This is a genomic window from Nocardia sp. NPDC058633, assembly GCF_042717045.1.
GTDB lineage: Bacteria > Actinomycetota > Actinomycetes > Mycobacteriales > Mycobacteriaceae > Nocardia.
In genome coordinates, this window is sequence record NZ_JBHXRA010000001.1 from 439,543 (window position 1) to 464,678 (window position 25,136).

Annotated in this window: 22 protein-coding genes and 2 tRNA genes; 14 read left to right on the forward strand and 10 right to left on the reverse strand. The window is 68.1% G+C overall.

Annotated elements, in window-relative coordinates; all coding sequences use genetic code 11:
- Positions 1-98: 98 nt before the first annotated feature.
- Positions 99-1,274 (reverse strand): MFS transporter, encoded by a 1,176-nt coding sequence (locus tag ACFWUR_RS01955; RefSeq protein WP_378900560.1) that lies wholly within the window; start codon positions 1,272-1,274, stop codon positions 99-101.
- A gap of 303 nt (positions 1,275-1,577) precedes the next feature.
- On the opposite strand from ACFWUR_RS01955, the gene ACFWUR_RS01960 reads away from it, so the two are divergent.
- The 4 genes from ACFWUR_RS01960 to ACFWUR_RS01975 all read left to right on the forward strand — a co-directional run bounded on the left by ACFWUR_RS01960 (position 1,578) and on the right by ACFWUR_RS01975 (position 4,213).
- Positions 1,578-2,351, forward strand: coding sequence for a fumarylacetoacetate hydrolase family protein (locus ACFWUR_RS01960; protein WP_378900376.1), 774 nt, complete (start codon positions 1,578-1,580; stop codon positions 2,349-2,351).
- A 20-nt stretch (positions 2,352-2,371) separates the two neighbouring features.
- Complete coding sequence (gene gltX / locus ACFWUR_RS01965) at positions 2,372-3,847, forward strand: glutamate--tRNA ligase (protein ID WP_378900379.1); 1,476 nt, start codon at positions 2,372-2,374, stop codon at positions 3,845-3,847.
- A gap of 193 nt (positions 3,848-4,040) precedes the next feature.
- Positions 4,041-4,112 (forward strand) — tRNA-Gln (locus ACFWUR_RS01970).
- 28 nt (positions 4,113-4,140) lie between these two features.
- Positions 4,141-4,213 (forward strand) — tRNA-Glu (locus ACFWUR_RS01975).
- A gap of 51 nt (positions 4,214-4,264) precedes the next feature.
- Here ACFWUR_RS01975 and ACFWUR_RS01980 read toward each other — a convergent pair.
- On the reverse strand, positions 4,265-4,966 hold the full coding sequence (locus ACFWUR_RS01980) for an IclR family transcriptional regulator (RefSeq protein WP_378900382.1): 702 nt from the start codon (positions 4,964-4,966) through the stop codon (positions 4,265-4,267).
- Positions 4,967-5,029: 63 nt separating this feature from the next.
- Here ACFWUR_RS01980 and leuC point away from each other — a divergent pair, with 63 nt between their 5' ends.
- From leuC to ACFWUR_RS01995, 3 genes are all read left to right on the forward strand, one after another.
- The gene (gene leuC, locus ACFWUR_RS01985; protein WP_378900385.1) at positions 5,030-6,454 is read left to right on the forward strand and encodes a 3-isopropylmalate dehydratase large subunit; all 1,425 of its coding nucleotides are present in this window, start codon (positions 5,030-5,032) and stop codon (positions 6,452-6,454) included.
- Between the two features lie 35 nt (positions 6,455-6,489).
- A complete protein-coding gene (leuD, locus tag ACFWUR_RS01990) occupies positions 6,490-7,098 on the forward strand; it encodes a 3-isopropylmalate dehydratase small subunit (protein WP_378900388.1) in 609 nt (202 codons plus the stop codon).
- A 156-nt stretch (positions 7,099-7,254) separates the two neighbouring features.
- The gene (locus ACFWUR_RS01995) at positions 7,255-7,905 is read left to right on the forward strand and encodes an HU family DNA-binding protein (RefSeq protein WP_378900391.1); all 651 of its coding nucleotides are present in this window, start codon (positions 7,255-7,257) and stop codon (positions 7,903-7,905) included.
- A 121-nt stretch (positions 7,906-8,026) separates the two neighbouring features.
- Here ACFWUR_RS01995 and ACFWUR_RS02000 read toward each other — a convergent pair whose 3' ends face one another.
- From ACFWUR_RS02000 to cofC, 3 genes are all read right to left on the reverse strand, one after another.
- A complete protein-coding gene (locus tag ACFWUR_RS02000; protein WP_378900394.1) occupies positions 8,027-8,974 on the reverse strand; it encodes an NUDIX domain-containing protein in 948 nt (315 codons plus the stop codon).
- On the reverse strand, positions 8,971-11,142 hold the full coding sequence (locus ACFWUR_RS02005; RefSeq protein WP_378900398.1) for an RNA degradosome polyphosphate kinase: 2,172 nt from the start codon (positions 11,140-11,142) through the stop codon (positions 8,971-8,973). The genes ACFWUR_RS02000 and ACFWUR_RS02005 overlap by 4 nt, the downstream gene beginning before the upstream one ends.
- Positions 11,143-11,214: 72 nt before the next feature.
- Positions 11,215-11,886: a 2-phospho-L-lactate guanylyltransferase gene (gene cofC / locus ACFWUR_RS02010; protein ID WP_378900401.1), complete on the reverse strand. Its 672-nt coding sequence runs from the start codon at positions 11,884-11,886 to the stop codon at positions 11,215-11,217.
- Between the two features lie 31 nt (positions 11,887-11,917).
- Between cofC and ACFWUR_RS02015 the strand changes: the two genes are divergently transcribed.
- Both ACFWUR_RS02015 and ACFWUR_RS02020 read left to right on the forward strand, forming a co-directional pair.
- Entirely contained in the window at positions 11,918-12,913 is a 996-nt protein-coding gene (locus ACFWUR_RS02015) for an NAD(P)H-dependent glycerol-3-phosphate dehydrogenase (protein WP_378900404.1), read from the forward strand.
- 44 nt (positions 12,914-12,957) lie between these two features.
- A complete protein-coding gene (locus ACFWUR_RS02020) occupies positions 12,958-14,049 on the forward strand; it encodes a D-alanine--D-alanine ligase family protein (RefSeq protein WP_378900407.1) in 1,092 nt (363 codons plus the stop codon).
- A 65-nt stretch (positions 14,050-14,114) separates the two neighbouring features.
- Here ACFWUR_RS02020 and ACFWUR_RS02025 read toward each other — a convergent pair whose 3' ends face one another.
- Positions 14,115-14,864: a DUF3515 domain-containing protein gene (locus ACFWUR_RS02025; RefSeq protein ID WP_378900410.1), complete on the reverse strand. Its 750-nt coding sequence runs from the start codon at positions 14,862-14,864 to the stop codon at positions 14,115-14,117.
- Positions 14,865-14,982: 118 nt separating this feature from the next.
- On the opposite strand from ACFWUR_RS02025, the gene ACFWUR_RS02030 reads away from it, so the two are divergent.
- The 3 genes from ACFWUR_RS02030 to ACFWUR_RS02040 are packed head-to-tail and all read left to right on the forward strand — an operon-like array spanning position 14,983 to position 16,983.
- On the forward strand, positions 14,983-15,987 hold the full coding sequence (locus tag ACFWUR_RS02030) for a thiamine-phosphate kinase (RefSeq protein ID WP_378900563.1): 1,005 nt from the start codon (positions 14,983-14,985) through the stop codon (positions 15,985-15,987).
- Positions 15,988-15,998: 11 nt separating this feature from the next.
- The gene (locus tag ACFWUR_RS02035; protein ID WP_378900413.1) at positions 15,999-16,682 is read left to right on the forward strand and encodes a uracil-DNA glycosylase; all 684 of its coding nucleotides are present in this window, start codon (positions 15,999-16,001) and stop codon (positions 16,680-16,682) included.
- Positions 16,683-16,731: 49 nt separating this feature from the next.
- Positions 16,732-16,983 (forward strand): hypothetical protein, encoded by a 252-nt coding sequence (locus tag ACFWUR_RS02040; RefSeq protein WP_378900416.1) that lies wholly within the window; start codon positions 16,732-16,734, stop codon positions 16,981-16,983.
- A gap of 188 nt (positions 16,984-17,171) precedes the next feature.
- On the opposite strand, the gene ACFWUR_RS02045 is transcribed toward ACFWUR_RS02040, so the two are convergent.
- The 3 genes from ACFWUR_RS02045 to rpmB form a co-directional block, all read right to left on the reverse strand.
- Positions 17,172-17,960 (reverse strand): enoyl-CoA hydratase/isomerase family protein, encoded by a 789-nt coding sequence (locus ACFWUR_RS02045; protein ID WP_378900419.1) that lies wholly within the window; start codon positions 17,958-17,960, stop codon positions 17,172-17,174.
- Positions 17,961-18,068: 108 nt separating this feature from the next.
- Positions 18,069-18,575, reverse strand: coding sequence for a GNAT family N-acetyltransferase (locus ACFWUR_RS02050; RefSeq protein ID WP_378900422.1), 507 nt, complete (start codon positions 18,573-18,575; stop codon positions 18,069-18,071).
- A 99-nt stretch (positions 18,576-18,674) separates the two neighbouring features.
- The gene (rpmB, locus tag ACFWUR_RS02055) at positions 18,675-18,866 is read right to left on the reverse strand and encodes a 50S ribosomal protein L28 (protein WP_011210730.1); all 192 of its coding nucleotides are present in this window, start codon (positions 18,864-18,866) and stop codon (positions 18,675-18,677) included.
- 392 nt (positions 18,867-19,258) lie between these two features.
- Here rpmB and ACFWUR_RS02060 point away from each other — a divergent pair, with 392 nt between their 5' ends.
- Entirely contained in the window at positions 19,259-21,346 is a 2,088-nt protein-coding gene (locus ACFWUR_RS02060) for a DAK2 domain-containing protein (RefSeq protein ID WP_378900425.1), read from the forward strand.
- Positions 21,347-23,605, forward strand: coding sequence for an ATP-dependent DNA helicase RecG (recG, locus tag ACFWUR_RS02065; protein WP_378900428.1), 2,259 nt, complete (start codon positions 21,347-21,349; stop codon positions 23,603-23,605).
- A gap of 85 nt (positions 23,606-23,690) precedes the next feature.
- Here the strand turns inward: recG and ACFWUR_RS02070 are convergent, their stop codons facing one another.
- Positions 23,691-25,115 (reverse strand): short-chain fatty acyl-CoA regulator family protein, encoded by a 1,425-nt coding sequence (locus tag ACFWUR_RS02070; RefSeq protein ID WP_378900431.1) that lies wholly within the window; start codon positions 25,113-25,115, stop codon positions 23,691-23,693.
- Positions 25,116-25,136: the final 21 nt, after the last annotated feature.

Below are 25,136 nucleotides of genomic sequence, written 5' to 3' on the forward strand. Positions count from 1 at the left end.
TCCGGTGAGTGGGTGATACGGCTTCTCGACTGTCCCGGAACGCAATTCGTGGGCAGGGCAGATGGTGCTGTAGCGCGATGAACCCGACTGCCGCGCAGTTACTTTCGGGGTCCTCTGGGTACCAAGGGCACCGCTGCCGCGGCGGCGACAGCCGCCAAGGCGTACACCACGGGGAAGCCGGACGCCGTGATGACGGCACCGAAAAGTGGTGGGACGGCGGCTATCGCGAGGTTCTGGCCGGTGTTCTGGATGCCGAGACCGCGCCCGCTCCAGAAGGGGCCCGCAATTTCGGCCACGGCGGTGAAGGCCAAGCCGTTGTCGGACACCGAGATCACCGAAGCCGCGACCATCAAGGGGACGGCGGCCCACCACCAGTCGGTCCACGCGCTGACCGTCAAGGCGGCCATGGCGAGGGCGGCGGCGATGGCGACCTGGCGCAGAGGGTCCAGGCGTGAGCCGACTCGGTCCGACCAGGCTCCCGCGCCGATTCTCCCCGCGGCGCCCAGGAATTGGGTGGCGGTCATCAGCGCGCCCGCGGCGGCCAGTGACCAGCCGAGGTCGACGTGCAACCACAGCAGGCCGAAGGTCCACAGGGTGGCCTGGGGGACGACCAACAGGATCGAGACGCCGTGGATGCGCCACAGGGTTGAGTCCCCGCGGTAAGGGTTGGCGCGGTCGGCGGCTTTCGCTGCCGGTCGCGGTGGGTCGACGATGCCGACGAGGCAGCCGATCGCGGCGGCGCCGGCCATCAGCGCGGGCACCAACAGGGCCGCGGGGATGCCATGGTGTGCGGCCACCCACGGGATGGTGAGCGCGCCGATGCCGACACCGAGCGGTTGCGCGGTCTGGCGGATACCCATGGCCAGGCCGCGCCGATCCGGCGGGAACCAGCCGACGATCACCCGGCCACTGGCACCGTTGGAGCTGGCAGCGCCGATACCACCCACGAACAGCAGCACGCCGAACGCGACCGGGTGGTCCACCACAGCCGCGGCGACGCCTGCGGCGAACATGATCAGCGTGCCCGCTACCAGCACGATGCGTTCGCCGATCCGGTCGACCACGTATCCCCACGCGATCAGGGTGCAGACCAGACCTACGGTCGGTAGTGCCACCAGCGCACCGGCGGACGCGAGCGAATCGCCGCGAGCGGTGAGCGCGGGCAGCAGGAACGGGGTGCCGTGGATGAAGATCGAACTCGCGGTCTGCGCGAACACGCCGAGGGCGAGCATCGACCAGCGCCTGCCGTCACCGATCCGTGTCTCTTCGGCCATCGGCCGCGCGTCTGTCACGATTCTCACCTCGCCGAATTGCACGATTGCGTCTCAATAGATGGGATTGCTGTCTCATTGTCTGAACATCGATGATCACGCTACACCGATGACCCGTGGATGGAGCCCCTCGGTGAGGTGTCTGACGGGTCACATCGCCGGGCTCGTGAATCCCGCACGCGGGCAGTGGCTTCGAATCACACTGATGTGAGCTTGCCCGCACTACACCCGTCGGGCTATCGAGCGACTCGTGTCGCGTCACGGGTGCGTTCGGGCAGGTAGCCCCGTCTCGATAGACTCCGGGGCATGCGCTTAGGTCGAGTTGCCAGTCCCGATGGAGTCGCTTTCGTCAGCATCGAAGGCGAAGGAAGCGACGCCGTCGCCAAGGAGATCGCCGAACATCCCTTCGGCGCGCCGACGTTCACCGGACGGAGTTGGCCGCTGGCCGATATTCGCCTGCTGGCGCCGATCCTGGCGAGCAAAGTGATCTGTATCGGCAAGAACTACGCCGCCCACGCGGCCGAAATGGGCGGCGAGGCGCCGGTGGACCCGGTGATCTTCATCAAGCCGAATACGTCGATCGTGGGCCCGAACGCGTCGATCGTCCTGCCGCCCAGCTCTTCTCAGGTCGACTACGAGGGTGAACTGGCCGTCGTCATCGGACGTCCCTGCAAGGACGTGCCCGCCGCCAAGGCCGCCGAGGTGATCCTGGGCTACACCGTCGCCAACGATGTCACCGCGCGTGACCAGCAGCGCCACGACGGCCAGTGGACCAGAGCCAAGGGCTATGACACGTTCTGCCCCCTCGGTCCGTGGATCGAAACCGCGCTGGACCCAAGCGATCTGGAGATCACCACCGAGGTCGACGGCGAGGTCCGTCAGCGCAGCCGCACGTCACTGTTCCTGCACGACATTCCGAAGATCATCGAATGGATCAGCTCCGTGATGACCCTGCTGCCCGGCGACGTGATCCTCACCGGCACACCGGAAGGCGTCGGGCCGCTGCAGGCCGGGCAGAACGTGTCGGTCACCGTCGAGGGCATCGGCACCCTCACCAATCCCGTCGCCACCAAGCGCTGATACAGCGAAAGAAGAGAGTCATGACTGAAGTACGGGTCCGTTTCTGCCCGTCGCCGACCGGCACGCCGCACGTCGGCCTGGTGCGCACGGCGCTGTTCAACTGGGCGTACGCGCGCCACCACGGCGGCAAGTTCGTGTTCCGCATCGAAGACACCGACGCCGCACGCGATTCCGAGGATTCCTACCACGCGCTGCTGGACGCGCTGCGGTGGCTGGGGCTCACCTGGGACGAGGGCCCCGAGGTCGGCGGACCCTACGAGCCCTACCGTCAGTCGTTGCGCCGCGATCAGCACCTGGACGTGGTGCGCAGGCTGCTCGAGGCCGGCGAGGCCTACGAGGCGTTCTCGACACCGGAGGAAGTCGAGGCCCGTCATCGCGCCGTCGGCCGTGATCCGAAACTCGGTTACGACAATTTCGACCGTGATCTCAGCGCCGAGCAGATCGCGGCGTACAAAGCCGAGGGTCGCCCCGCCGTGGTCCGTTTGCGGATGCCCGACGAAGATCTCGGGTGGAACGATCTCGTGCGCGGGGAAACCACCTTCAAAGCCGGGACCGTGCCCGATTTCGCCCTCACCCGTGGCAATGGCGATCCGCTGTACACCTTGGTGAATCCGGTCGACGACGCGATGATGCGGATCACCCATGTGTTGCGGGGTGAGGATCTGCTCTCCTCGACCCCGCGTCAGCTCGCGCTGTATGCCGCACTGCAGCGTATCGGGGTTGCCGAGTTCACGCCCGAGTTCGGCCATCTGCCGTTCGTCATGGGCCAGGGCAGCAAGAAACTGTCCAAGCGCGACCCCGAATCGAATCTGTTTCTGCATCGCGACCGCGGATTCGTTCCCGAAGGTTTGCTGAATTACCTCGCGCTGCTCGGCTGGAGTATCGGTGAGGACCGCGATGTGTTCTCCATGCAGGAAATGGTCGCGGCCTTCGACATTTCCTCGGTGAATTCGAATCCGGCCCGCTTCGACCAGAAGAAGGCCGACGCCATCAATGCCGAGCAGATTCGCTTGCTCGAGTCCGGCGATTTCGGCCACCGTTTGCGCGAGTACCTCACCGCGCAGGGTCACATCGGCGCCGAAATCGACGAGAAGGCCTTCCTGGTCGCCGCCGAGCTCGTGCAGACCCGCATCGTGGTGCTCGGGGACGCGTGGGACCTGCTGAAGTTCCTGTTCGTCGCGCCCGCGGAGTTCGCGATCGACCAGGCGGCGGGCACCAAGAATCTCGGTGCCGAGGCCGATCCGGTGCTCGACGCCGCGATCGCCGCTGTGGAGCCGCTGAACGAGTGGACCACCCCGGCACTGGAGGAGGCGCTGAAAAAGGCGCTGATCGACGATCTGGGGCTCAAGCCGCGCAAGGCGTTCGCGCCGGTGCGGGTCGCGGTGACGGGCTCGCACATCAGCCCGCCGCTGTACGAGTCGATGGAGTTGCTCGGCCGCGAAACCTCGCTCGACCGGCTGCGGGCCGCGCGTGGGTGGGCACCCGTCGCGCAGTAGCCGGGGAGTGGGATGCGGCGGTCTCGCGCCGCATCCCGCTCCGGAGGGCCGAAAACGGCCGAAAAGCGGCTTCTGACCAGGCGATTTGTAGTTTACCCCCTAGTGTTTGGTAATCTTCTCATCGCCGCGGAACACGGCCTCGCAACACCGACAACCACTCGGTGGAGATTGCAAGGTCGGGCGTTTCGGTCTTTGGGGTATGGTGTAATTGGCAACACAGCTGTTTCTGGTACAGCCATTCTAGGTTCGAGTCCTGGTACCCCAGCAAGGTTTCACCCTGGTGAGATCGTCCTGGCCCCGTCGTCTAGCGGCCTAGGACGCCGCCCTCTCAAGGCGGTAGCGCGGGTTCGAATCCCGTCGGGGCTACAAAGCAAAGTAAGGCCTCCGGTCGAATCCGACCGGAGGCCTTCTTCGTTTCTACAATCGTTTGTGCAGCGCCTCGGCGGCGGCGACCAGATCGGCCGCCCAGCGCGCACCCGGCCTGCGTCCCATTCGATCGATCGGCCCCGAGACCGACACCGCGGCCACGATCACCCCACCCGCGTCGCGCACCGGCGCCGACACGCTCGCCACCCCCTGCGCGCGCTCCGCGGCGCTCTGCGCCCAGCCTCGCTTGCGCACGTCGGCCAGTGCCCGGTCGCCGAAGACCGCGTCGGCGAGCACGGTGCGCTGCAACTCGGGGTCGGCCCACGCCAGCAACACCTTCGCCGCCGAACCCGCGGTGAGCGGTAGTCGCGAACCGATCGGCACGGTGTCACGCAGGCCGACCGGCGGCTCCAGCGCGGCGACGCAGACGCGGGCGTGCCCGTCGCGGCAGTACAACTGGACGCTCTCGCCGGTGATCTCCCGCAGACGGGGCAGAATGGCAGCCGCGGCCTCCACCAGTGGATCGGCCGCCCCCGCCGACAACTCGGTGAGCGCGGGCCCCGGCCGCCACAGGCCGTTGCCGTCACGGGCCAGTAGCCGATGCGTCTCCAGCCCGACCGCCAGCCGATGCGCGGTGGCGCGCGGCAGGCCGGTGCGGGTGCACAGGTCGTTGAGACCGCAGGGCTCGTCGGCGACGGCGTAGAGCACCGCCACGGCTTTGTCGAGAACACCGATACCGCTATGCTGTCTCATAGAACGATACTAACGTCTCAAATGCTGAGATACCAAGTATGCCCGTCGAAAGGTGATCAAGCAATGGCCGAGCGCGCTCGCACACTGGCCGAGAAGGTGTGGGAATCCCATGTCGTCGCGAAAGGCGAGGGCGACGGTTCCTCCCGCGAACCCGACCTGATCTACATCGATCTGCACCTCGTGCACGAGGTGACCAGTCCGCAGGCCTTCGACGGGCTACGCGCGGCGGGCCGTCCGGTGCGCAGAACCGATCTCACCATCGCCACCGAGGACCACAACGTCCCCACCGCCGATATCGACAAGCCGATCGCCGACCCGATCTCGCGCACCCAGGTGGAGACGCTGCGCCGCAACTGCGCCGAATTCGGCGTGCGCCTGCACTCGATGGGCGATGTGGAGCAGGGCATCGTGCACGTGGTCGGTCCGCAGCTCGGACTCACCCAGCCCGGGATGACCGTGGTGTGCGGCGACAGCCACACCTCCACCCACGGTGCCTTCGGCGCGCTGGCGATGGGTATCGGCACCAGCGAGGTCGAGCACGTGCTCGCCACCCAGACGTTGTCGCTGCGCCCGTTCAAGACGATGGCCATCACCGTCGACGGCGAATTGGCGCCCGGCGTCACGAGCAAGGACCTGATCCTGGCCGTGATCGCCGAGATCGGCACCGGCGGCGGCCAGGGCTATGTGCTGGAGTATCGCGGCGAGGCGATTCGCAAGCTGTCGATGGAAGCGCGGATGACGATCTGCAACATGTCCATCGAAGCGGGCGCGCGCGCCGGCATGATCGGCCCCGACGAGGTGACCTACGAATTCCTGAAGGGCCGCCCGCACGCACCGCAGGGAGCCGACTGGGATGCCGCAGTGGCCTCCTGGGACGCGCTGGTCACCGACGAGGGCGCGGAGTTCGACGCCGAGGTCCACATCGACGCGAGCACGCTGACCCCCTTCGTCACCTGGGGTACCAATCCCGGCCAGGGCCTGCCGCTGGGCGCGAATGTGCCCGATCCGGCCCAGATCGTCGACGAGAACGAGCGCGAATCCGCCGAGAAGGCGTTGCGCTACATGGACCTGACACCGGGAATGCCGCTGCGCGAGGTGAGTGTCGACACCGTCTTCGTCGGCTCCTGCACCAACGGCCGGATCGAGGATCTGCGCGCGGTCGCCGATATTTTGAAGGGCCGCCAGGTCGCCGACGGCGTGCGAATGCTGGTTGTGCCGGGCTCGATGCGGGTGCGTGCGCAGGCGGAAAAAGAAGGACTCGGCGAGATTTTCACCGCCGCGGGCGCGGAATGGCGCCAGGCGGGCTGCTCGATGTGCCTTGGCATGAATCCGGATCAGCTCGAACCGGGCCAGCGCTGCGCGTCGACCTCGAACCGCAATTTCGAGGGCAGGCAGGGCAAGGGCGGTCGTACGCACCTGGTCTCGCCCCTGGTCGCCGCCGCCACGGCGGTCCGCGGAACCCTGTCCTCGCCCGCTGATCTGGCCTGAGCCACCGATCACCCACAGATCGAAAGGGAATCGTTATGGAAGCCTTCACCGTTCACAAAGGCATCGGTGTGCCGCTGCGCCGGTCCAATGTCGACACCGATCAGATCATCCCCGCCGTTTACCTGAAGCGCGTGACCCGAACGGGTTTCGAGGACGGGTTGTTCGCCGGTTGGCGGGCTGATCCGGAGTTCATTCTCAACACCGAGCCGTACAAGCGGGGCAGCGTGCTGGTGGCCGGCCCGGATTTCGGTACCGGTTCTTCGCGAGAGCACGCTGTGTGGGCACTGTCGGACTACGGCTTTCGGGTGGTCATCTCGTCGCGTTTCGCCGACATCTTCCGTGGAAATGCGGGTAAGGGCGGGTTGTTGGCCGCGCAGATGTCACAGAACGATGTCGAAATGCTCTGGAAGCTGATCGAGGAACAGCCCGGGATCGAATTGGTTGTCGACCTGTCCGCCCGCACCGTCACAGCGGGAACCGTCGTGTTGCCGTTCGATATTGACGACTACACCCGCTGGCGTCTGCTGGAGGGTTTGGACGACATCGGCCTGACCCTGCGACAGGCCGACGTCATCGGCGAGTTCGAAAAGGGAAGGCCGTCATGGAAACCCGTGACGCTGCCGGAGCCTATTTCACGGGCGTAATCAGCTGGGGCGCTTAGGTGGGCTTCCCGGGCGGCGGTAGCTGGACGTGTGCTAAACCACATGAATTTTGGCGTGGCACATAGACTCTTGCTCAAACTGGGTTTACCGTGGTACCTAGTCGGTCCGACGACGGGCCATTAGTCTGCGGAGGATTCAATGAACAAGGCGGAACTGATCGACGTTCTGACCGAAAAGTTGGGTACGGACAGGCGGACGGCTACCGCGGCTGTCGAGAATGTTGTCGACACCATCGTCCGTGCCGTGCACAAGGGTCAAAGCGTCACCATCACCGGATTCGGTGTGTTCGAACAGCGCAAGCGTGCTCCCCGGGTTGCCCGTAACCCGCGCACCGGTGAAACCGTGAAGGTGAAGGCCACTTCGGTGCCTGCCTTCCGACCGGGCGCGCAGTTCAAGGCGGTCATCGCGGGTAAGCAGAAGCTGGCCTCGTCCGGGCCCGCCGTCAAGCGAGGCGTGAATGCCCCGGTGGCGGCGAAGAAGGCGGCAGCCAAGAAGACCGCGGCGAAGAAGACCGCGGCCAAGAAGGCGACGCCGTCGAAGGGTCCCGCGAAGACCACCGCCCGCAAGGCCGCCACCAAGGCTCCTGCCGCCAAGAAGACCACGGCGGCGAAGAAGACCACGGCTGCCAAGAAGACCACGGCGGCAAAGAAAGTGACGGCGGCCAAGAAGGCGCCCGCCAAGAAGGTCACCGCCGCCAAGACCACGGCGGCCAAGAAGACCACTGCTGCGAAGAAGGCTCCCGCAAAGAAGACTGCTGCTAAGAAGACTGCCGCCCGTCGTGCTCGTTGATCCTGCCGCAGCGGGATCAGGTCGGGGAATGTGCACGTAAACCGCATCACCCACCACTGGACCGAGAACGGCCCCGGGAATCCCGGGGCCGTTTCGGCTGTTTCGAGCCTGTCCGGATGGCTCAGGTGGTGACGATTGCCGTCGACAGGGATCTGTCCATATGGTCGGCCGCGACCAATCGGTCCCCGACGAACGACAATGCCCAGACGCTGCCCTTGCGATTGCGCGCCGCGGGCAGCGTGAGTCCGCCCTGCTCGGCCAGCCACTGTGTCAGATCGGGAATCACCCCGCCCTGACTACACACCACCGGCACACCCCGATCTGTTACCAACGACAGAAATCGTTGCCGTGCCGTGCCTTTCGCTGAATCGTAACCTTGCTCGGAAAACATTGGCTCGCAATTGATTTCGGCATCGAGCTGTTCTGCCAACGGGGTCACGGTTTGGATGCAGCGCAGTGGATCGGCGGAATAGATCTCGGATGCGCCGAACGCCAACAGATTCGACGTCAATCCCTTAGCCTGCTGTTCCCCGGCGGCCTCGAGCGGTCGTAACTCGTCGGGTCCGTCGAAGCGGCTGCGCTTGCCCGCCTTGGCGTGGCGCACCAGCAACACCGTGGCGGTGCGGGCGGGCAGCCGGGCGAAGACCCGCACGATCTGGCGGTCCATCGGATACGACAGCTGGTCCATCACCTCGGCCAACGGGAACCAGCGCAGCTGATCGACTTCGTCGTTGACGGCGAAGTCGCCGTCGGCGGCCTCGGCGGCCCAGTAGTCGACCCGCTTGAGCTGACGGTGGCCCGGGATCGGATAGGTGACGTGGCCCAGATAGCGCCCCAGCGTGGCGGGCAGGCCGGTTTCCTCGGCTACCTCGCGCACGGCCGCGACCACCGGGGTCTCGCCGGGATCGAGCTTGCCCTTGGGCAGCGACCAGTCACCGTACTTCGGCCGGTGGATGACGCCGATCTCCGGACCGTCGGAGCCCGCACGCCACAGGACGGCGCCCGCCGCATGAATATTGGGCCGCACGCGCGGATCGCGCAGCGACGCCGCCCGCCTCTGCGCGTTCACGGCTGATCGGGTCGACGCAGACGCATGAGGAAGGCCTGGTGGTCGCGCACCTGATCGGCCTCGGCGTCGGTCGGACTGGCCTGCCAGGTCCCGTCCGGCAGCAGGATCCAGCAGCGAGTCGCCGGATCGAGCGCGGAATCGAACACCCGCGCGAGCTGATCGACGAGCTTGGGATCTTTCACCTGCACCATCACTTCGACGCGGCGGTCGAGATTGCGGTGCATCATGTCGGCGCTGCCGATCCAGGTCTGTTCCTGCGCACCGAATTCTATGAGGCGCGAATGTTCCAGGAACCGGCCGAGGATCGAACGCACCTCGATGTTCTCGCTCAGGCCAGGCACGCCGGCGCGCAGGCCGCAGATGCCGCGCACCACGATCTGCACCGGCACACCGGCCTGGGAGGCACGGTAGAGCGCGTCGATGATCTGCTCGTCGACGATCGCGTTGGCTTTGATCCGGATCCGGGCGGCGGTGGACCCCTGTCCGGCCAGCTCGATCTCGCGATCGATCCGCTCGATGATGCCCGCGCGCACACCGAGTGGCGCGACCATCAGGTTGCGGTAGTCGTCCTTGCGCGAGTACCCGGTCAGCGAATTGAACAGGTCGGTGAGATCGGCGCCGATCTCCGGTGCTGCGGTGAACAAACCGACGTCCTCGTACAGGCGCGCGGTCTTCGGGTTGTAGTTACCGGTGCCGATGTGGCAGTAGCGGCGGATCGTCGAACCCTCGCGGCGCACCACCAGGCAGGTCTTGCAGTGGGTCTTGAGCCCGACCAGGCCGTAGACCACGTGCACGCCCGCCTGTTCCAGTTCGCGCGCCCACTTGATGTTGGCCTGCTCGTCGAAGCGGGCCTTGATCTCGACCAGCGCGACGACCTGCTTGCCCGCCTCGGCGGCGTCGATCAGCGAGTTGATGATCGGGGAGTCGCCGGAGGTGCGGTAGAGGGTCTGCTTGATCGCGAGCACCTGCGGGTCGGCCGCGGCCTGCTCGATGAAGCGCTGCACGCTGGTGGAGAAGGAGTCGTAGGGGTGGTGCACCAGCACGTCGCCCTCGCGCAGCGCGGTGAAGACATTGCGCGGGGTCTCGCGCTCGCCGAATGCCGCCGGGGTGGCCGGGACATAGGGCGCGTCCTTGAGTTCGGGGCGGTCGACGCCGTAGACCTGCCACAGGCACGACAGGTCGAGCAGGCCGGGCACCTGGATCACATCGGCGGGGTCGACCTCCAGCTCCCGTAACAACAGCTCCAACATGTGCTCGGTCATGTCGTCGGAGACCTCGAGGCGCACCGGCTTGCCGAAGCGGCGGCGGGCGAGTTCACGCTCCATCGCCTGCAGGAGGTCTTCGTCGCGGTCCTCGTCGACCTCGAAATCGGCGTTGCGGGTGATCCGGAACGAATGCGTCTCCACCACGGTCAGACCGGGGAACAGCAGGTCGAGGTGGGCGGCGATCAGGTCTTCCATCGGCAGGAACGCCGCGATCGCCGACGGCGCGCCGGTGCGGCGCACGCGCACGAAGCGGTCGACATTGTCGGGCACCTTCACGCGGGCGAAGTGCTCGCCGCCGGTGCCGGTATCGCGCACCGTCACCGCGAGGTTGAGGCTCAGGCCGGAGATGTAGGGGAACGGGTGCGCCGGGTCGACAGCGAGCGGTGTGAGCACCGGGAAGACCTGGTCGGTGAAGTAGTTCGAAAGGCGCTGACGCTCATCGTCGTCGAGCTTGCTCCAGCCGATGATGTCGATGCCCTCGGCGGCCAGCGCCGGGTTCACGTCGTCGATGAACACATTGGCGTGGCGCTCGGCGAGTTCCTGGGCGCGGGCGGTGATCATCTCCAGCTGTTCCGACGGTGAGCGACCGTCGGCCGAGCGCACCGAGAGACCGGTTTCGGCACGGCGTTTCAACCCTGCGACGCGCACCATGTAGAACTCGTCGAGATTGGACGCGAAGATCGCCAGGAACTTCGCCCGCTCCAGTAACGGCAACGAGGAGTCCTCGGCCAGGGCGAGGACGCGGGCGTTGAAGTCGAGCCAGCTCAACTCGCGGTTGAGGTAGCGATCTCGGGGCAACCGCTGCGTGCTCAGGTCGCCGCCCGGGGCGAGGGCGGCCGCAGGTGGCGGGGAAATCGGGGGCAGCTGCTTGATGGTTTCCGTATCGCTCACGAGAACAATCATCCCTCGAGGAGGGGGCGGCGCGCATCACGACATCGCACGGATCGTCGCAGCCGGCCCCGAGGTGGCGATCGACTAGCACACAGTGCGAACGGGATCACTTCTGTGCGACGAGAATCCGAATTCGCGCAGGGTCGACGTAGTGCACTCGCCGACGCCGAGGGCTCGGACAAGGTGGAGATCCTCGGGGGTGTCGACATCGCAGCGCAGGCCCGGCCAGTACCCGGACAGCGATACGGCACCACTGTCGCGGTGGGCGCGGGCGGAATCGGCGCCGAAGCGGGGCGACAGTGGCGCGGCGCTGTCGCGCACCAGCAATGCGGCGGTACCGGTGCCCGTGTGATCGATCACTACCGATCGAGCGCCGACGGCGACGGTGAGCACGTCGGCCAGCTCGGACGCTCGCAGCGCGGGCAGGTCGGCCTGCAGCGCGAGCAGGGGGGTGGGGCCGTGGCGATCGCGCAGGTCTGCGGCGCCTGCGGCGAGCGCGGTATTGAGCGGATCGTCACCGGCGGCGGGTTCGGCGATCACGTGCGCGCCGAGCTCGCGGGCGCGGGCGGCGACCAGCCGATCGGGAGTGACGACGGTCAGCGACAACAGCTCGGGCACGGCGGTGGCGGCGACAACGGTGTCGGTGAACATGGCCAGCACGAGCTGGGCGCGCTGCTCGCTGCTCAGTACGCCGGCCAGCCTGCTCTTGGCCCGGTCGATGTGTTTGACCGCCATCACGGCGTGCACAGTGTGCATGTTGTCGATCCTTGCATGGCATATTGGGCTGATGACGAGGGCGGCGGTAATGGGTGCGGGGTCGTGGGGTACGGCGTTCGCGAAAGTGTTGGCTGAGGCGGGGACCGACGTGACGGTCTGGGCCCGGCGGGCCGAGGTGGCGCGGGCACTCGATACCGAGCACCGCAATCCGTTCTACCTGCCCGGCGTGCAGTTGCCGCCGGTGCGGGGCACAGATGACCACCGGGTCGCCCTCGACGGGGCGGATCTGGTGGTCCTGGCGGTGCCGTCGCAGTCGTTGCGGGCGAATCTGGATCTGTGGAAGGGCGATATCGGCTCCGACGCCACATTGCTGAGCCTGGCCAAGGGGATCGAGACCGGAACACTGCTGCGGATGAGTCAGGTGATCGCGGAGGTCACCGCGGCCGAGCCGGGACGCATCGCGGTGTTGTCGGGCCCGAATCTGGCCCACGAGATCGTCGAACGTCAGCCCGCGGCGACGGTGATCGCGTGCACCGATACCGAACGCGCCGGAGTGGTGCAGCGCGCCTGCGCCACCGGGTATTTCCGGCCCTACACCAATACCGATGTGATCGGCTGTGAGATCGGCGGCGCGTGTAAGAACGTCATCGCGCTGGCGTGCGGTATCGCCTCGGGGATGGGCCTGGGCGACAACTCGGTCGCCAGTCTGATCACGCGCGGGCTCGCCGAGGTGATGCGGCTCGGCGTCGCGCTCGGAGCGCAACCGGTGACGCTGGCCGGGCTCGCGGGTGTCGGCGATCTGGTGGCTACCTGTACCTCGCCGCTGTCGCGCAACCGGTCCTTCGGGTACGCGCTCGGTGCCGGTGGCACGATGGCCGCCGCGCAGGAAGCGACCAATGGGCAGGTCGCCGAAGGTGTGAAGTCGTGCACATCGGTGCGGTCACTGGCCGCCGAGCACGGGGTGGAGATGCCGCTCACCGACGCGGTGCACAAGGTGTGCCATGAGGGGCTATCGGTGAGCGAGGCGGTCGGCAGCTTGCTCGGCAGGCGGATCAAGCCCGAATAAGGGCGAATACGCCAGGGCGGCGCGAACCTACTACGGTGACGTTCATGACGGAACGGATCACGGTAGCTGTGGTGTTCGGCGGGCGCAGCAGCGAGCACGCCGTCTCGTGCGTATCGGCGAGCAGTGTGCTGCGCAACCTCGATCCGGCGCGCTACGAGGTGGTACCGATCGGCATCACCCGTACCGGCGGCTGGGTGCTGGCGGACGGGATCGGCGAACTGGCGCTGAGCCACGGAGTGCAACCGCAGGTCGACGCGTCGGGGACCGCCCTCACGCTGGCCGCCGACCCGGGCCGCTCCGGTGCGCTGGTCGCGCTCGACTCGAGCGCCGTTCTCGGCAACGTCGATGTCGTGTTCCCGATCCTGCACGGTCCGTTCGGGGAGGACGGCACGTTGCAGGGGATGCTCGAACTGGCCGGGATTCCCTATGTCGGCGCGGGCGTGCTGGCCAGCGCGGCGGGCATGGACAAGGAGTTCACCAAAAAATTGCTGGCTGCCGAATCGCTGCCCGTCGGCGTGCAGGTCGTGCTCCGTCCTGGCACCGAAACTCTGTCCGAGGCCGACCGGGCCCGGATCGGCTTACCCGCCTTCGTGAAGCCCGCGCGCGGTGGTTCCTCGATCGGCATCACCAAGATCACCGACTGGGCCGATCTGGCCCCGGCCATCGCCGCCGCGCGTGCGCACGACCCCAAGGTGATCATCGAAGCCGGCATCGTCGGACGCGAAGTCGAGTGTGGCGTACTGGAATTCGCCGACGGCGAGGTGCGCGGCAGTGTCGTCTCCGAGATCCGGATGCCCGATGCCGACGCGGCCGCGCCCGAGTTCTACGACTTCGACACCAAATACCTCGACGACGTGTGCGAATTCGACGTGCCCGCCAAGCTCGACGACGACGTCGCCGACGAGATCCGCGAGCTGTCGGTGCGCGCGTTCCGTGCGCTGGACTGCCAGGGACTGGCCCGGGTCGATTTCTTCGTCACCGACAACGGCCCGGTGATCAACGAGATCAACACGATGCCCGGCTTCACCCCGATCTCGCAGTACCCGCGGATGTGGGAGGCCACCGGCATCGACTACCCGACGCTGGTGTCGACGCTGATCGAGACGGCGCTCGTGCGCGGGACCGGCCTGCGGTAATTCTGTTCGGCCGTAGGGCTTTCGGCGGGTTACAGCTCGAAAGCCCTACGGCGCCAGTGGTTTGCTCAGAGTTCGCCTGGAGTCGGTTCGCGGGCAGGCAGATTCGCGGTGATGACGTCGGACACCGTCTGGACGGCGCTGGTGCCGGAGCCGTCGGGGACGGTCAGGGCGATGTAGGTCTCGCGGTCGACCGCGAACCAGGTGCCGGTCTTGCCGACCTCGTCGCGGACCTGGAACCACTTCACGCCGTCGATCACCGTCAGCGGGGACGCGCGGTTGAACTCGAGGGGTCGGTCGAGGCCGCAGCGCAGGGTGATCGGGTCGCCGCCGTCGGGGAGCTGCCAGGCACGGGTGGCAGGCGGAGCGGGCTCGGCGAGGGTCGCCTTGGTGTGGTCACCGAGCTCGGCGGGCAGGGCGGGGAGCAAGGCCTGGCAGGCGGGACCGTCGGCGGCGGGGGCAGGGACCGGGCCGAGGGCGAGAGGCCCGCGTTCGACGGGGGCGCGCAGGGCGATGAACGCGGCCACCAGCACGGCGACGATCAGGACGACGGGCAGGGCGACCGCGGTGGCGATGAGCGCGGGGGAGTGATGCGACTCCGGGTCGAGATCGTCTGAGTCCGACTCGTCGGCGTCGGTCTCGGCGCCTGGCTCCGCGTTCGCGACATCGCCGGAGGCCGCGGAATCCGCGGCAGTCGCGCCGGCCGGTCGCGCAGCGGTGGTGGACGTCGGCTCGTCGCCCGAGGACGTCGTGTCGGCGGTGGCGGTGTCGTCGGGGGTGCTCGCCTTGTCGCGTTCCTCCGGTGTCGAGTCCGCCATAGCTGGGTGGTCCTTTCGTTCGCGGGTTCGCCTGCGCCGTCGGTGTGCCCGATCGCCTTCGAAAGGGTACCGTCGGGGCGATTTCGTCGGTCAGCAGCACAGTGGGAAGGGGTCGGTCATCAGCGAGGACAGCCGTCCACAGACGGTGCGTGAGCTGGGCGAATTCGCCTTGATCGACCGGATCAACGCCGGTCGGGAGCAGGCCGCGCACGTACTGCTCGGCCCCGGTGACGATGCCGCGCTGATCGCCGCTCCCGACGGACGGTTCGTGGTGAGCACCGACATGCTGGTCGAAGGCAGGCACTTCCGGCCCGACTGGTCCTCACCCCTCGACATCGGTCGCAAGGCCATCGCGCAGAACGCCGCCGATGTGGTGGCGATGGGGGCGCGGCCGACGGCGTTCGTGGTCGCGCTCGGCTGCCCCGCCGACACCCCCGTGTCGGTGGTCGAAGGGATCGCCGACGGGATGTGGATCGAGGCGAGCCGCGCGGGAGGATCCATCGCGGGCGGCGACCTGGTGCACAGCGAACAACTCGTCGTCTCGGTGACGGCATTCGGAGACCTCGGCGGACAGCCCGCGATCACGCGCTCGGGCGCGGTGGTCGGCGACATCGTCGCGGTGGCAGGCGAACTCGGTTGGTCCGGCGCGGGACTGGCCGTGTTGACCGGCGACGCGGACCACTCCGACCCCGAGTTCGCCTATGCCCTCGCGGCACATCGTGTTCCACAGCCGCCCTACGCGGCGGTGGTCGACGCGTTCGGTACCCACATCCCGACGGCGCTCACCGACATCTCCGACGGACTGCTCGCCGACCTCGGACATCTCGCCGCCGCGTCGAATGTCGCGATCGACATCCACGGCTCGGCGCTGACCGACTCCGCACTGAGCGCCGTGGCGAAACTGCTCGATGCCGATGCGACGCAATGGATTCTGGCAGGCGGCGAAGATCACGCATTCGCCGGAACCTGGTCCGCCGACGTCGCGCTCCCCGCCGGATGGCGGCCGATCGGGGTGGTAACCGCAGGCAGCGGCGTCACCGTGGACGGCGTGGCCCCCACCGGCGGCACCGGTTGGGAATCGTTCCATGGGGCGGGCGCCACCCGCACCGGCGACGAACGATAGGTTGTGCGGTCATGGGTGCCAAACCACTGTCGGAGATCATCGATCCGGGCTGGGCCCGGGCACTGGAGCCGGTCACCGACCGCATCAGCGAAATGGGCGAATTCCTCCGCGAAGAGAACGCGGCAGGCCGCGGATACCTTCCCGAAGGGGAGAACGTGCTGCGCGCGTTCCAGCGCCCGTTCGACGCGGTGCGCGTGCTCATCGTGGGCCAGGACCCGTACCCGACACCCGGTCACGCGATGGGGCTGAGTTTCTCTGTCACACCGCAGGTTTCGCCGGTCCCACGCAGCCTGTCCAACATCTTCGCCGAATACAGCAAAGACCTCGGCTTCGATACCCCGACCTGTGGTGACCTCAGCCCCTGGTCGGATCAGGGTGTGCTGCTGCTGAACCGCGTGCTCACCGTCACTCCCGGCGCACCCGCCTCCCATCGCGGCAAAGGCTGGGAAGCGGTCACCGAGCAGGCGATCCGGGCGCTGGTCGCCCGCGACGAACCGCTCGTCGCGGTGCTGTGGGGCAACGACGCCCGCTCGCTCAAGTCCACCCTCGTCGACGCCGAGGTGCCCTATGTGGAATCGGCGCACCCCTCACCGCTTTCCGCCTCGCGCGGGTTCTTCGGTTCACGCCCGTTCTCGCGGGTCAACGAACTGCTCGACGAACTCGGCGCCGACCCCGTCGACTGGCGGCTGCCCTGACCCGGGGCGTCGTCCGCACCAGAAGAAAATGATGAAGGAGCACAACCCGATGCACAGCACCACCATTCGCGCCGCGCTGGCGACCGCCGCCGTCGCCGCCGCCATCACCGCGGGCGCGGGCTCGGCCACCGCCGCAGGCCTGCAGCTCGAGCCCTACAACGAGCAGGCCGCACCGGTGGCCACCACCCAGGTCGGCGAGGAATGGACCTCCACCGGCACCTCCACCATCTCCTCGGGCGTGAACGCGAAGGTGACCTGCCTGCTGCAGAACACCTTCAGTGCCCTCGGCGCAGCTTGCTGAATCATTGGCGGCTGGCGCCGCGGGGTTTTCGGCCCTGATTGCCTCGCATCCGAGGGGCGATACTGCGCCTTCGGCGTTCCGTCTCGCCCCTCGGATGCGAGGCGGCCGAAAACCCGTGGTGGCTGATCTCCGGCGTGGCGTTGGTCGCGTCGGGCGGGTCGGTTCACTCGCGGGAGTGGGTGGGTTTTCTAAGTGAGGCCCACGTAGTTCGGCTTGCGCTTGCCCACGAAGGCGTCGACGCCTTCGCGGCCGGTGTCGCTGTTCGCGGCGGCGGAGATGCTGTCGCGTTCGGAATCCAGCTGCTGGTCCAATGTCGCCGTCGGCGACTGGGCCAGCAGCTTTTTCATGGCCGTGTAGGTGGGGCGGGGGCCGGTGACGAAGGTCTGCGCGACGCGGAAGGCTTCGGTGCGGATGTCCTCGTCTTCGACCGTGCGGCTCAGGATGCCGAGGCGCACGGCCTCTTCGGCATCGAGTACGGCGTCGGTGAGCAGGATTTCGGTTGCCCGGCTCAGGCCGACGATGCGGGGCAGCGACCAGGACATGCCGCCGTCGGGGGACAGGCCGATGCCGGGGTAGGCGGGGCGCAGTTTCGTCGACGGGCCGCCGATCGCGATGTCCGCGGCGCAGACCAGGCTCATGCCGGCACCCGCCGCCCAGCCCTGCACGGCGGCGATCACGGGGACGGGGGCGGCCGCGAGTGCGCGGACGAAATCGTGGAGTTGGTCGGCCAGCTCGTGCAGATAGGCACCGCGGTCGTCGGAGGCGGCGAAATTGCGGACATTGCCGCCCGCGCAGAAGTTCGCGCCCGCGCCGGTGAGCAGGACGGCGCCGACCGACGGGTCGAGCGCGCGCAGGGCGGCGGTGCCCGCGTTGATCAGGTCGAAATCCATCGAGGTGCCCGCGGCGGCGGTGGCGATGGTCAGCTGCAGCACGCCGTCGATGATCTCGGCGGCGGGGACCGGTTCGGTGGTACTCATGGGCGTCACCTTAACGGGGCCCCGGACGCGCGGCGTTTCGCAGTCCTACTCGAAGGTATGTCCCATGGGCACTGCGGCGACGGTGTGCCTTGGATGCGCAAGGGCCGTCTACCCGGGATCGCGGCGCCACAGTTGTTCGGGCAGCAGGGTGAACGGATCGGTGCGGCGGATGCCGGTATCGGTGAAACCGTGCCTGCGGTAGAAGGCATGGGCGCGCGGATACTCGGCGAAGACCCAGAGGGTGCACGGTGATCCGGGGGCGGCGGCGTCGATCAGCGCGTCGGCGATACCGGTGCCGTGCCAGGCACTGCGGACGTAGAGCGCCTCGAGTTCGGCCTCGGCGGGCGCGGGCCGCTCCGCCTGTCGACCGGGCAGGGACGCGTTCGTTCCGGAGGCGAAGCCGATCAGCCGGTCGCCGACCAGCGCCACCGGCAACCGGTGGGTCCCGGCGGCGCGACGGCGTTCCCAGGTGATCGCGGAGCGTTCGAGGTCGAAGCCGTCGAGGATGTGGCCGGGGACGAGCGTTCCGTAGGCTTCGCACCAGCTGGCGATGTGGCAGGCGGCGAGTTCGGTGACCCGATTCGCCGTGAGCGGCGCGATCCGCCAGTCAGCCACGGCGGGGCCGATCGACGACGCGGGGCCGTGGTACGACAAAGCCCCGGGTCACCCACGAGGGGCGCCGGGGCGCTGTCGGCAGAATGTACGGGCTGAAATTCAGCCGCGGACGACCTTGCCCGCCTTCAGGCAGGAGGTGCACACGTTCATCCGGCGGGTGTTGCCAGGGGCAACCTGCGCACGCACGGTCTGGATGTTCGGGTTCCAGCGACGGTTGGTGCGCCGGTGCGAGTGCGAGACCGACTTCCCGAAACCGGGGCCCTTGGCGCAGACGTCGCAAACGGCAGCCATGTCGCGAGCTCCTTCATGTCATAAGCGGACAGCGGCGCACGTATGCCCGCTGAACCGGAAACTGATGTCGTCAAATGCCTTGCCGACTGACGTCGGCCAGCGCAGACCCACGTGGGCCGCACGAGGCAACCCTGCAAGACTAGCGGGCCGGGCCACGAAGTTCCAAACCGGGTGGCCCGGTCGATACGCCGTGCACAGCCCGGATGAGGGCCCGTCCGAGGTCAGCGTACCGCCGCCCGCACTCCGGCTGTGCTCGTGGGTCTCCCTCCGCCTCGGCGCGGGCCGCACAGGGTGCGGATCGCGCTCCGGCTGTGCTCGGTGGGTTTGCGTCGGTCGCTGCCGCTAACCTGGCGTGCGTGCTCGGCGCGCGGGTACGCAGAACGGGGAGCGAGGTGGCGGTGTCGCACGTGCGGGAGTCGCTCGACGGCCCGGACCTGCTGGTCTGGGCCCGTAGTTGCCGCACCGGCCTGGAACTACGCCGAGCCGAGATCGACGCGCTCAACGTCTTCCCCATCGCCGACTCCGACACCGGAACCAATCTCCTCGCCACCATGCGGGCCGCGGTCGCGACGGCAGATCGGGCGGTGCTCGAGGCAACCTCCGGCACCCCCGAACGACAGGTCGGTCTCGGCGCGCTCGACCGGGACCCGTCGTGCCCTGGCGACCACGATGCGAAAGCTGCCATTGTCGATGGGCCTTCGGCCCACCTCATCGCCCGGGCGCTGGCCCGTGGTGCCACGACGGGTGCGCGCGGGAACTCGGGCATCATCCTGTCGCAGGTCCTCCGCGGGATCGCCGAGGCCGTCGTCGACGGTCCGCTGACCGGTGAGCGGCTGCGGGTGGCGTTGCGGCGCTCGGCGGTGCTCGTGCGCACGGGCCTGAGCGCCCCGGTCGAGGGCACGATCCTGACAGTTCTCGACCGCGCCGCGGTCGCCGCGGCCGAGTCGCCCGACCGGTCTCTCGTGACCGTCGCCCGATCCGCCGCCGACGGCGCCGCGCGAGCGCTGAGCGAGACACCGGCCCAGTTGGGCGTGCTGCGTGCGGCCGGCGTGGTCGATGCGGGGGCGCGGGGCCTGTTGGTGCTGCTCGATTGCCTGGTGGCGGAAGTGTGCGGGGAGGCTCCGGAGCGAGTCAGGTACACCCGCGGTGAGCGCGCGGACCACGGACCACATCGGCGCCCGGGCAGCGTCCACGAAGACGACAACGCCGAGCGCGTCGACGACGCCCCCGATTCACGGAAGCGACGCGCATCGGAGGGCGCGTCGCAGATCGGGGCGCCGGTCGGTCCCGGGTCGGCACCGCATCGGCGAGATCCCGCCACACAGATCAGCTCTGTCGTCCCCCGTGCCGGTGACGACGTTCACGACCGGGCGACCGACAGCATCCGAAGGTCCGGTCCAGGCGACCAGGAGGGCCGGACTCCCGACTTCCTCGACGATCGCGATCATCGGGAGCACGCGGCCGACCCGCATTTCGAGGTCATGTACGTGATCTCCGGCACCGACGAGGCGGCCGCGGGTGGGCTCCGGGATCGCCTCGCGGTGCTGGGTGACTCCGTGGTGGTGGTCGGTGACGGCGAGAGCACCTGGTCCGCCCACGTGCACTGTCGCGATGCGGGCGCGGCCATCGAAGCGGGGCTCGCGGTGGGCACGCTGACGGGCATTCGGATCGAGAGTTTCGCGGTGACCGCGCCCCACGACGCCACCCACCACGCACACGACCGGGACGATTCCCGAGACCACCCCGGGGTGAGTGAGCCGCGCACCGGCGATGACCGGGCGCCCGGTTCGGTCGTCCGCGATGTCGCCACCGGTGACGATCTCGCGGATCGTGGTGTCCTGGCGGTGGTGGGCGGCTCCACTGCCGTACGCCTGTTCGAGGACGCCGGCGCGGTGGTGTTGCGTGGGGATCGCCACCTCGATACGAGCACTCTGCTGCGGGCGATCCGCGCGATGCCGAATCGGGAAGTGCTGGTCTTGCCCAACGGGGCATTGCCCGCGCAGGAACTCGTCGCGGTGGGTGTGGCCGCGCGTGACGGGTCGCGCGATGTGCTGTTGTTGCCGAGTTCGTCGATGGTGCAGGGCCTCGCGGCGCTGGCGGTGCACGATCGGGGGCGGATCGCGGTGGACGACGCGTTCGCGATGTCGGAGGCGGCGGCGACCACCCGGTGGGGCGCGTTGCGGGCCGCTCGGGTGCGGGCCTTGACCATGGTCGGAATGTGTTCTCCCGGTGACGGACTCGGCCTGGTCGGCCATGATGTGGTGGTGATCGACCCGGATGTGGTCGGCGCGGGACGCATTCTGCTGGACCGCATGCTCGGTCTCGGTGGGGAATTGGTGACTTTGCTGATGGGCGCCGATGCGGGGCGGGAGTTGGCCCAGGTGCTCGCCGACCATGTGACGGCCGGTTTCCCCGGCGTCGAGGTGGTCGTGTATTCCGGTGGACAGCAAGCGGATCTGGTGCAGATAGGGGTCGAGTAGATGGCGACGTTGAGTGACCGGCTCGACCACGTGCTGGGCGTCAAGGCAGCCGACCGGCTGACCGAGGCGTTCGACATGACCACCGTCGAGGATCTGCTGCGCCACTATCCGGTGCGCTACGCGACCCAGGGGCAGCCCCTCACCGAGGAGGAACCCGAGGAGGGCGCGCACATCACCGTCATCGGTCGCATCGCGAAAACCGAGCTGCGCCCGATGAAGAACCGGCGCGGCTCCCTGTTGAAGGTGCAGCTCGACACCGGCGCCCAGCGTCCACTCGAGGCCACCTTCTTCAACGGTGACAAGGTGCGCTATCTGGTGAAAGAAGGTGTGCGAGCGATGATGTCGGGCACCGTGCACTGGTGGCGACCCGACCGCTGGAACCTCTCGCATCCCGACTACCTGATCCTGCCCGACAAGCCGGAAGCCGGTGTGGAGGAACTCACCTCCGTGCGCGGTAGTGGTGCGTTGCGCGGGCTGGCGCAGAGTGCGAAGGGCGCGGGGGGAGTGGACGCCTCCTTCTTCGAACGCGAATTCGTTCCCGTGTATCCGGCGACCGCGAAGGTCCAGAGCTGGGATCTGCTGGCGTGCATCCGTCAGGTGCTCGACCAGCTCGATCCCGTCGAGGACCCACTGCCCGCCGACTTGCGCGAGGAACGACGGCTCCTGCCGCTCGCGGATGCGCTGCGCCTGATCCACCTGCCCGAGCACAAGCTGGATATCGACAAGGCCAGGGACAGGCTTCGTTTCGACGAAGCGCTCGCATTGCAGCTCGTCCTGGCCGAACGTCGCCACGAGGTGGAGGGCCGCACCGCCCCGGCCTGTCCGCCGTCGGCCGACGGGATCGCCGCCGCGTTCGACGATCGCCTGCCGTTCGAGCTCACCGAAGGCCAGCAGCAGGTGCTGGCGGAGATCTCGCGAGATCTCGCCCGCACCCGCCCGATGCACCGCTTGCTGCAAGGCGAGGTGGGGTCGGGCAAGACCATCGTGGCACTCAACGCCATGCTCCAGGTGGTGGACTCGGGACGGCAGTGCGCCCTGCTCGCCCCGACCGAAGTCCTGGCTTCTCAACATTTTCGGTCGCTGCGCGCCATGCTCGGCGACCTCGGCAACGGCGGCGAGCTCGGCGCGGCGGAGAACTCGACGAAGGTCGTGCTGCTCACCGGCTCGATGTCGACCGCCGCGAAGAAGGCGGCCCTGCTGGACGCGATGACGGGCGAGGCGGGCATCGTCATCGGCACCCACGCGCTCATCCAGGACGCCGTCGAGTTCTACGACCTCGGCCTGGTGGTGGTCGACGAACAGCACCGCTTCGGTGTCGAACAGCGAGATGCCCTGCGCGCCAAAGCGAAAGACGGCATCAGTCCGCATCTGTTGGTGATGACCGCCACCCCGATTCCGCGCACCATCGCCATGACCACCCTCGGAGACCTCGAAACATCCACTCTCACCCAGCTTCCCAAGGGTCGATCACCGATCGTGTCGAAAGTCGTTCCGCGCAAATTGCATCCGGGCTGGGTGGATCGCGCCTGGGAACGCATCGTCGAGGAGGTCGGCCAGGGACGACAGGCCTATGTCGTGTGCTCGCGTATCGGCGAGGACCCGGACGCGCCACCGGCCAAGGGTAAGAAGGCGGACAAGGAAGGCCCCACCACCGCGGCCGCTGTCGAGATGTACGAGACGCTGGGCGCCGGTCCGCTCGCCGGTGTACGCGTCGGCCTGTTGCACGGCCGGCTGCCCTCCGACGAAAAAGACCACGTGATGCGCCAATTCAACGACGGCGCGATCGACGTGCTGGTCTGCACCACAGTCGTCGAGGTCGGTGTCGACGTGCCGAACGCGACCGTGATGGTGATCGTGGACGCCGACCGGTTCGGCGTGAGTCAGCTACACCAGTTGCGCGGTCGCATCGGACGTGGCAAGCATCCCGGCCTGTGCCTGCTGGTCACCGATGCCGCCCCCGGCGGGACGGCGATGGCGCGGCTCGAGGCGGTGGCGGCGACCACCGACGGCTTCGAACTCTCGGTGCTCGACCTGCGCCAGCGTCGGGAAGGTGATGTGCTCGGCTCGGCGCAGTCCGGTACCGCCCGGTCGCTGCGCCTGCTCTCGCTGCTCGACGACCTCGAGGTGATCACCGCCGCACAGGAACTCGCCCGCCAGGTCGTCGCCGAGGACCCGGGTCTGGTGAACCACCCGGGCTTGGCGGGCATGATGTCGGCCGCCGTCGACGGCGAACGCATCGAATACCTCGCCAAGTCCTGACCGCCCACCCGGCCGTCGGATCGCCCGGTCGAGGCCTTCGGTGTGTCCCGCCGCGTCGGCTACGGCGTACCCGTCACCGGCTGGGTCAGCGAGGGAGGCGCGGATACGGCAGGTCGGTGCTGGTGTGTTCGGTCACGGCCAGCGACCGCCCGATCTGCGGGAACGCCCGTTGCGGGCACGCGGGCCGCTCGCACACCTTGCAGCCGGCCCCGATCGGCACCGCCACCTGCGGATCGTCGACCTGCGTCCCCTGGGAGTACACCAGCCGGTCGGCGTACTCGATATCGCAGCCGAGCCCGATGACGAAGTTCTTCGACGCCGCCCCGAACCCCTGCGCGGCAGGGGACGTGGTGCGCGCGATCCACAGATACCGGCGCCCGTCGGGCATCTCCGAGATCTGGGTGAGGATGCGTCCCGGTTGCGCGAACGCCTCGTGGGTGACCCACAGCGGACAGCTGCCGCCGACCCGGGAGAAGTGGAACGCGGTCGCGGACTGGCGCTTGGAGATATTGCCCGCGCGGTCGGTGCGGACCAGGAAGAACGGCACACCGCGCTGACCCTGCCGCTGCAGGGTGCTGAGCCGGTGGCAGACCGTCTCGAAGCCGACCTCGAAACGCAGGGCGAGCAGGTCGACGTCGTAGCGCAGTTCCTCGGCCGAGCGCAGGAACCGCCCGTAGGGCAGGATCAGCGCACCGGCGAAGTAGTTGGCCAGCCCGACGCGGGCCAGCGTGCGGGATTCGCCGGTGAGCGCCCGGGATTCGGCGAGCACGTTGTCGATCTCGCGGCCGTAGAGCAGCAGGCCGAGCGTGCTCGCGATCTGGAAGGCGCGCTGCCCGGGGCGCAGTCGCCTGGCCAGGGTGAGGGTGCGCGTGTCGGGGTCGTAGTGGCGTTTGGGAATGGCGGGGTCGGCTCCGTCGCCGCGCACCAGCACCGTGACGCCCGCGCGTTCCTCGGCGATCCGGGCCAGCTGTCGATCCAGTGACCCGATGCTCAGACCGGATTCCTCGAACAGTTGCTCGGCGGCGTGGTCGAGGGTGGAGATGTGATTGCGATGGTCGTAGAAGAAGTCGCGCACATCCTCGTACGGCATGGGCGTGCCGGGCGCGCCCGCCGGTGTGTCGACCCGGGAGGACAGCAGGTCGAGCTGATCGGTCGCCGCGCGCAGTCGCCGGTGCATCGCGATCACGATCCGCGCCACCTCGGGCAACCGGGTGGCCAATTCCTCGACCTCGGTGATGGGCGCGGTGTCGCCGCCTCCCGCGGCTTCCACCAGAACTTCGTGCAGGTCCGAGACCAGTCGGGCGTCGGAGTCCGCGGCGAAGAACTGCACATCGAGATCGAAGGTCGAGTTCAGTTTCAGCAGAACGGGAATGGTCAGCGGACGCTGATCACGCTCGAGCTGGTTGAGGTAGCTGGGAGAGAGATCCAGCGATTTCGCGAGCGCCGCCTGGGTCATTCGCCGTTCTTCGCGCAGCCTTCGTAGCCTGGCCCCCGCGTACATCTTCCGCACGACGAAGATCCTAACGCGACC